Source organism: Micrococcus sp. (assembly GCF_030523875.1).
Lineage (GTDB): Bacteria > Actinomycetota > Actinomycetes > Actinomycetales > Micrococcaceae > Micrococcus.
This window is the reverse complement of record NZ_JAUNHR010000023.1, coordinates 1-7,774: the sequence shown is the minus strand read 5'-3', so window position 1 is coordinate 7,774 and position 7,774 is coordinate 1. Positions and strand designations below refer to the sequence as shown.

Sequence of the window (7,774 nt, the reverse complement as noted above, 5' to 3'; positions counted from 1 at the left end):
GCGCACCGCCGAGCCGACGTCGTCCGTCACCTCGGGCCGGCGCCCGGCCGTCCGCGCCATCGCCGCCGTCGTCGGCCTCAGACCCCACGCCGGATCACCTTGTGCTGGGCGGCCTGGGCCACGGGGCGCAGCACGACCTGGTCCAGGTTGACGTGGTGCGGGACCTCCACGGCGTACGCGCACACGTCCGCCACGTCCTCGGCGGTGAGCGGCTTCTCGACGCCCGCGTACACCTTCTCCGCGGCGGCCGCGTCCCCGTCGAAGCGGGTCAGGGCGAACTCGTCCGTGCGCACCATGCCGGGCAGCACCTCGACCACGCGCACGTTGTGCTCGGCCTCCTCCAGGCGCAGCGCCCCCACCATGCCGTGCTCGGCGAACTTGGCCGCGTTGTACCCGGCGCCGCCCTCGTAGGACACCAGGCCCGCGGTGGAGGACAGGACCAGGACGGTGCCCTCGCCATGGGCGCGCAGCATCGGCAGGAACGCCCGGGTGAGCTTGAGCGTGGCCATGACGTTCACCCGGAACATCCACTCCCAGTCCTCGTCCCTGCCCTCGGCCACGGGGTCGGCACCGTGGGCACCGCCGGCGATGTTGACGAGGGTGTCCACCCCGCCGGCGGCCTCGGCGGCGGCGAGGACGCGGGCGACGTCGTCGTCCCGGGTCAGGTCCGCGGCCACGCCCGTGACGTCGCCGGGCAGGCCGGCGGCCTCGGTCGCGAGCGCCTCCAGGCGCTCGGCGCGGCGGGCGACGGCGATGACGGACCAGCCGGCGCGGGCCAGGCGCAGGGCCGTGGCGCGGCCGATGCCGCTGGAGGCGCCGGTGACGACGGCGGACCGGCCGGCGTGCGGGGCGTCGGCGGTGGACGGGACGGTGGCGCGGGGGTTCTCGGTCATGGCGTCAGACAACCACAGCACCCGCCGGGCCCGCACCCGATGCCGGGTGGGTACGTCGGGGGGCACGGCGGCCCCGATGGGCGGCGACGACCGGTCCTGGCTGGGCGTCCCCGCGCTGGCTAGGGTCGGAGCACATCCCGGCGTCCCGCGACGCCGGCCCGTCATCGACACCCGGCGGCCCCGGGCAGGAGGAGGCACCCCATGACCCGACGCGATCGCCCGAACATCCTGGTGCTGTGCATGGACCAGTGGGACGTGCACATGGACCTGCCCGCCGGGGTGAGCCTGCCGGCGATCGAGCGGCTCGTCGGGGCCGGCGTGAGCATGGAGTCGCACCACTGCACCACACCCCAGTGCACCCCCTCCCGCTCGGCGATGTGGACCGGCCAGCACGCCAAGACCATCGACATGTGGGACAACACCAACTTCGCCTGGACGGGGGCCCTGGACACCGAGGTCCCCACGATCGGGACGATGCTCCGCGAGCAGGGGTACTACACGGCCTTCAAGGGCAAGTGGCACCTGTCCCCCGTGGCGGACGACCCGGACGCGCTGGAGGAGTACGGCTTCTCCGACTACCAGCAGTGGGGCGACAACTGGGGCGGCCCGATGCAGGGCGAGAAGCTGGACTCGACCGTGGCGTTCGAGACCGTCGACTGGCTGCGTCACACCCGCCCCACGGACCAGCCGTGGTTCCTGGTCTCCTCCATGGTCAACCCCCACGACGTCATGTTCCTCCGGGCCGGCGACGACGAGGTCCCCCACGAGCGCGGCATGGTCGCGGAGCTGGCGCACCGCCAGCAGCGCCTCGGGTTCTTCCAGGACTTCGACGTGGACCTGCCCGCCAACTTCCACGACGACCTCGCCGACCAGCCCTACGGCGTGCAGTCCTACCACCGCAACATCGCGTGGAACTACGGCGCCATCCCGCAGGACCGCGAGGACCTCTGGAAGGTGCGACGCAACTACCTCATCAACTGCCTGCGCATGGTGGACGCCGAGTTCCAGAGGATCCTGGACGAGCTGGACCGCCAGGACCTGTGGAAGGACACCGTGGTCCTGCTGACCTCCGACCACGGGGAGATGAACGGCGGCCACGGTCTGGCGCAGAAGGGCGCCATCCCGTTCCAGGAGGCGGCCCTGGTCAACATGACGGTGGTGTCCCCGGACGGACGCCGCGGCGAGCTCTCCGACGCCGTGGGCTCCCACGTGGACCTGGCGACGACGTTCCTCGGCTGGGCCGGTCTGGAGGGCGACGCCCTGCGCGAACGGTACCCGCGACTGGTGGGCCGGGACCTGCGGCCCGTGTTCGAGGGCCCGTCCGGCGAGGCGGGCCCGCGCGGCTCCTCCTCCCAGCCGGGCGACGGCGCGCTGGTCATGTGGGACGGACTGAACATGCAGGACCCCGAGTGGAACATGACGGGCGCGCTCGGCGCCGTGACCCAGCTCGGCGACGGCCCGGCCAAGACGGCGGAGGACATCCGGGCGGCCGGTGAGGAGTTCGGCGCGCCGGACCTGACCAAGCGCACGTTCTTCCGGGCGGTCTCCGACGGCCGCCACAAGCTCGTCCGGTGGTTCTCCCCCACCGAGTACGGCATCCCCCGGACGGTCGAGGCGCTGCACGCGACCTCCGACGTCGCCCTGTACGACCTCGAGGCGGACCCGGGCGAGCTGCGCAACCTCGGCGACCCGGACCGCGAGGGCTACGACCGGGAGACGGTGGCCCGGATGCTCGAGAAGCTGGTCGCCCTGGTGGAGGCGGAGCTCGGCGAGGACGAGGCGCCGTTCGACCTGGACATGTTCGGCACCCGCGAGGTGCGGTACACCGCCGACGACGTCGCGCGCGGGCTGCCGGGGTTCGCACCCTGGCCGTCGGTGCCGGGCGAGGACTCGCCGTCGGGCCGCTCCACCACCGCGTGCGGCCGCTCGGACGCGGGGACGTCCGCCCGGTGACCGGCCCCCGCGCCGACGGCGGCGCCGCGGTCCCAGAGGGCATGGTCCTCGTGCCCTCGGGGTCGTTCACCGCCGGCTCCGACGATTTCTACCCCGAGGAGCGCCCGGCGCACCGCGCCGCCGTCGGGGCCTTCGCCCTGGACCGCGCTCCGGTGACGGTGGCGCAGTTCGCCCGGTTCGTCGCCGAGACCGGCCATGTCACCGTGGCCGAGCGGCCGGTCGACCCGGCGGACTACCCCGGCACGGACGTCTCCGGGATCCAGCCGGGCGCCCTCGTGTTCACGGGCACCGCCGGACCCGTGCCGCTGCACGACCCCGCCCGATGGTGGCGCTGGGTGCCCGGTGCCAGCTGGCGGCACCCGGAGGGCCCCGGCTCCGACGCGCTGGCCGACCGCGCCGACCATCCTGTGGTGCAGGTCTGCCTCGAGGACGCCGAGGCGTACGCGACGTGGGCGGGACGTCGGCTGCCCACCGAGCGGGAGCTGGAGTACGCGGCCCGGGGCGGACGCGACGGCACCGAGCCCTACGCCTGGGGGTCCGAGCGGTCCCCCGGGGGGCGTCACCCGGCGAACACCTGGCAGGGGGCGTTCCCGTACGTGAACACCCGCGACGACGGCTGGGCCCGCACCTCCCCGGTCGGGACCTATCCGGAGAACGGCTTCGGCCTGGTGGACACCATCGGCAACGTGTGGGAGTGGACCTCCACCCCCTGGTCCGACGACCATCGCGCCGCCGCGGAGGGGGCCCCCGCGCAGGCGGCGACGCCCTCCCCGTGCTGCGCGCCCGCCCGCACCGGGGCGCACGCGCCGGCCCGTCCGCGGGACGGGTTCGTGGTCAAGGGCGGCTCGCACCTGTGCGCTCCCGAGTACTGCCTGCGCTACCGTCCGCCGGCCCGCCAGCGGCAGGAGCGCGACTCCGCGACGGGACACCTCGGCTTCCGCACGGCCGCCGACCTCTGAGCCGCCCGGGTCGGCCGGGGCGCCGGTCGCCCGTGCATGGGAGGATGGGGGCATGGCTGAGAACACGCAGGGCACAGACACGCCCACCGACGCATCGACCGCTCCGAGCACCGCCGCCGTGACGGTCCCCGACAAGCCGGCCCTGGAGGGCCTCGAGGAGAAGCTGACCGCCCGCTGGGCCGAGGAGGGCGTGTACGCCTTCGACGCGGACACCACGCGCGAGCAGGTCTACTCGATCGACACTCCCCCGCCCACGGCCTCCGGCTCCCTGCACGTGGGCCACGTGTTCTCCTACACGCAGACGGACGTGCTGGCCCGCTTCCAGCGCATGACCGGCAAGAACGTGTTCTACCCGATGGGCTGGGACGACAACGGCCTGCCCACCGAGCGCCGCGTCCAGAACTACTACGGCGTGCGCTGCGACCCCACCAAGCCGTACATCGAGGGCTACCGCCCGCCGGAGAAGCCCGCCAAGAACCAGCGCGACTGGGACGTCGTCTCCCGCCGCAACTTCATCGAGCTCTGCGAGGAGCTCGCGGTGCAGGACGAGAAGGTCTTCGAGGACCTCTTCACCCGCCTGGGCCTGTCCGTGGACTGGTCCATGACCTACCGGACCATCGACGACGTCTCCCGCGCCGTCTCCCAGCGCGCCTTCCTGGAGAACTTCGCCGACGGCGACGCGTACCTCTCCGAGGCCCCCACCATGTGGGACGTCACCTTCCGCACCGCCGTGGCCCAGGCCGAGCTCGAGGACCGCGAGGTCCCCGGCGCCTACCACCGCTACGCGTTCACCGCCGCGGACGGCGAGCAGGTCTTCATCGAGACCACCCGCCCCGAGCTGCTGGCCTCCTGCTCCGGCCTCGTGGCCCACCCCGACGACGAGCGCTACCAGCACCTGTTCGGGAAGACCGTCACCTCCCCGCTGTACGGCGTGGAGGTGGAGGTGTTCCCGCACGCCCTGGCCAAGCCAGACAAGGGCTCGGGCATCGCCATGGTCTGCACCTTCGGCGACCTCAACGACGTCACCTGGTGGCGCGAGCTGCAGCTGCCGACCCGCACGCTGATCGGCCGCGACGGCCGGTTCGCCGCGGACGTGCCCGAGTGGATCACCTCGGAGGAAGGCCGGAGGGCCTATGAGGAGACCGTGGCCGGCAAGACCGTCTTCTCCGCCAAGCAGGGCGTGGTGGACGCGCTCGTGGCCGCCGACCTGCTGGACGGGGAGCCCAAGAAGATCATGCACGCCGTGAACTTCTACGAGAAGGGCGACAAGCCCCTCGAAGTCGTCACCTCCCGCCAGTGGTACATCCGCAACGGCGGCCGCGACGCCGACCGCCGCGAGGGCCTGATCGCCCGCGGCCGGGAGCTGTCCTGGCACCCGGAGCACATGCGCCACCGCTACGAGAACTGGGTGGAGGGCCTCAACGGCGACTGGCTGGTCTCCCGCCAGCGCTTCTTCGGCGTGCCGATCCCGGTGTGGTACCCGCTCGACGACGAGGGCGAGCCCGTCTACGACTCACCCATCGTCCCCGCGGACGACGCCCTGCCGGTGGACCCGATTGCCGAGGCCGCCCCCGGCTACGCCGAGGACCAGCGCGACGTCCCCGGCGGCTTCACGGGCGACCCGGACGTGCTGGACACGTGGGCCACCTCCTCGCTGACCCCGCAGATCGTGGGCCGGTGGAGCCGGGACGAGCAGTTCTTCCGGAACGTCTTCCCGTTCGACCTGCGCCCGCAGGGCCACGACATCATCCGCACGTGGCTCTTCTCCACCGTGGTCCGCGCTGATGCCCTCAACGGCGCCGTCCCGTGGACGGACACCGCCCTGTCCGGCTGGATCCTGGACCCGGACCGCAAGAAGATGTCCAAGTCCAAGGGCAACGTGGTGGTCCCCACGGACATCCTGGACGAGTTCGGCGCCGACGCCGTCCGCTACTGGGCCTCCTCGGCCCGCCTCGGCGCGGACACCGCCTACGAGGTCGCGCAGATGAAGATCGGCCGCCGCCTGGCCATCAAGCTGCTCAACGCCGCGAAGTTCGTGCTCAACCTGGGCGCCACCCAGGACGCCGTGGTGCGCTCGGCCGAGGACGCCGCCGTCGTGGTGAACCGTCTGGACCGCGCCCTGCTGGCGCGCCTGACGGAGACCGTCCGCCAGGCCACCGCCGCGTTCGAGGGCTACGACTACGCCCGCGCGCTGAACGTGACCGAGTCCTTCTTCTGGCAGTTCACGGACGACTACGTGGAGCTGATCAAGGACCGCGCCTACGGCGGCCACGGCGAGGCCGAGCAGGCCTCCGTGGTGGCCACCCTGGCCACCACCCTGGACGCCCTGCTGCGCCTGCTGGCCCCGTTCCAGCCGTTCGCCACCGAGGAGGTCTGGAGCTGGTGGCGCACCGGCTCGGTCCACCGTGCCCCGTGGCCCGGCCTGGCCGAGGAGCTCGCCGCCCTGGAGGCCGCGTCAGCGGAGGGCGACCCGCTCGTGCTGTCCGTCGTGGCCCAGGCCCTGGGCGGCGTGCGCAAGTCCAAGTCCGAGGCGAAGGTCAAGCAGCGCACCGCCGTGCGCACCGCCACGGTCACCGCGCCCGCGGCCCAGCTCGAGGCCCTGCGCGGCGGCGTGGAGGACCTCAAGGCCGCCGGCAACGTCGCCGAGCTGACCCTGGCCGAGGGCGGCGAGGAGCTCGTCGTCTCCGACGTCGAGCTCGCCCCCGCCGAGGAGGCCTGAGGCCCCGCCTCCCCGATGACGACGGCCCCTCACCCGCGCGGGTGAGGGGCCGTCGCCCACGTCGTCAGCGTGCGGGGGCCGGGCCGCCACAGCAGCAGCCGGTCGGCCACGATCCGACGGGGTTGCAGGGGCGCCACCGCGGCGAGCACCCCGCCCAGGTCCGACCGCGGGACCCGGCGGGCCAGGCTGACGTGCGGGATCCAGGGGCGGAAGACGGCGGGATCGCGGTTCGCCGCGTGCCGCTCCACGGCGAGGGCGAGGTCCGCGGGCGGCTCCTCCGGGATCACCCCGTCCGGCCCGGAGCCGGCCGTCAGCGTGATGTGCGGGGCGTTGGACGGGGAGCGGTGGTCGGCCTGGGAGGGCAGCCCGGCGTCCCTCAGCGCGTCCCAGACGCCGCGCACCAGGGCCTCGTCCGGGACGGACAGGCGCAGCTCCAGGGCGTCGACGGGCATGCCGGGCACCCTATCCCGCACCGACGGCCCGGCTCGGGACGACGGGCCCCCGGATGAGGCCGCCCTCACCAAGGAATGCCGTTCCTCACCTCACATGACGTGAATTTTTCCGGGATGGAATCCAGGTTCCTCGCACCCGACCCGCACCTTCCGGTCATACTCTTCCGGCCATGACATCCCTTCCGCTGCACCCGCTCCTGGTGCACATCCCCGTGGTCCTCGTCCCCCTCGTGCTCCTCATGGCCCTGCCCTCGTTGCTCTCCCGGCGGTGGTTCCAGTGGACGGCCCCGATCACCCTGGCCCTGTCCTTCGTGGCCGCCGTGGGCGGCGTGCTGGCCACCTGGTCCGGCGAGGACCTGGAGCACACGCTGGGCGAGGAGTCGGCACTGCTGGAGCGCCACGCCCAGCTCGGCGAGCTCACCCGCACCCTGGCCGTCCTGCTCTTCCTGGTGCTCCTGGTGCAGGTCGCCCTGTTCTGGCACCGTTCCCCCGCCGCCACCCGGCGGTACGGTGAGCGCTGGCCCGCGCTCTTCCTGGTGCTCGGCCTCGCGGTGGCGGGCCTGGGGATCGCGGACACCGTGGCCGCCGTGCAGGCCGGACACGCCGGCGCCCAGCTGGTGTGGCAGGACGCCGCGGGCGGATCGGGCGCGCCCGCCTCGGACCCCGCGGCCCCGCCGGCCGGCGACGGGGACGGCGACGCCGACTGAGCCTCCCGTCCCGCGGACGACGGCGGCCCCTCACCTGCGAGCGGGTTCTAGCGGTCCTCGCAACACCCTGGATTCCAGGAGGTTGCGAGGA

Annotated in this window: 6 protein-coding genes; 4 read left to right on the top strand and 2 right to left on the bottom strand. The window is 73.4% G+C overall.

From position 1 onward, the window contains the following. Positions 1-77: 77 nt before the first annotated feature. Positions 78-893, bottom strand: coding sequence for an SDR family oxidoreductase (locus tag Q4D18_RS04735; RefSeq protein WP_303126234.1), 816 nt, complete (start codon positions 891-893; stop codon positions 78-80). 201 nt (positions 894-1,094) lie between these two features. Here Q4D18_RS04735 and Q4D18_RS04730 point away from each other — a divergent pair, with 201 nt between their 5' ends. Genes Q4D18_RS04730 through valS form a run of 3 tightly spaced genes read left to right on the top strand, consistent with a single transcriptional unit; the run spans position 1,095 to position 6,524 of the window. Then, on the top strand, positions 1,095-2,846 hold the full coding sequence (locus Q4D18_RS04730; protein ID WP_303126233.1) for a sulfatase-like hydrolase/transferase: 1,752 nt from the start codon (positions 1,095-1,097) through the stop codon (positions 2,844-2,846). Next, complete coding sequence (locus tag Q4D18_RS04725; protein ID WP_368389629.1) at positions 2,843-3,805, top strand: formylglycine-generating enzyme family protein; 963 nt, start codon at positions 2,843-2,845, stop codon at positions 3,803-3,805. The genes Q4D18_RS04730 and Q4D18_RS04725 overlap by 4 nt, the downstream gene beginning before the upstream one ends. A gap of 52 nt (positions 3,806-3,857) precedes the next feature. After that, positions 3,858-6,524, top strand: a complete 2,667-nt coding sequence (valS, locus tag Q4D18_RS04720; RefSeq protein ID WP_303126232.1) for a valine--tRNA ligase — start codon at positions 3,858-3,860, stop codon at positions 6,522-6,524. A gap of 29 nt (positions 6,525-6,553) precedes the next feature. Here valS and Q4D18_RS04715 read toward each other — a convergent pair whose 3' ends face one another. Next, positions 6,554-6,976, bottom strand: coding sequence for a hypothetical protein (locus Q4D18_RS04715; RefSeq protein ID WP_303126231.1), 423 nt, complete (start codon positions 6,974-6,976; stop codon positions 6,554-6,556). A gap of 170 nt (positions 6,977-7,146) precedes the next feature. Here Q4D18_RS04715 and Q4D18_RS04710 point away from each other — a divergent pair, with 170 nt between their 5' ends. After that, a complete protein-coding gene (locus Q4D18_RS04710; protein WP_303126230.1) occupies positions 7,147-7,683 on the top strand; it encodes a DUF2231 domain-containing protein in 537 nt (178 codons plus the stop codon). Positions 7,684-7,774 lie beyond the last annotated feature (91 nt).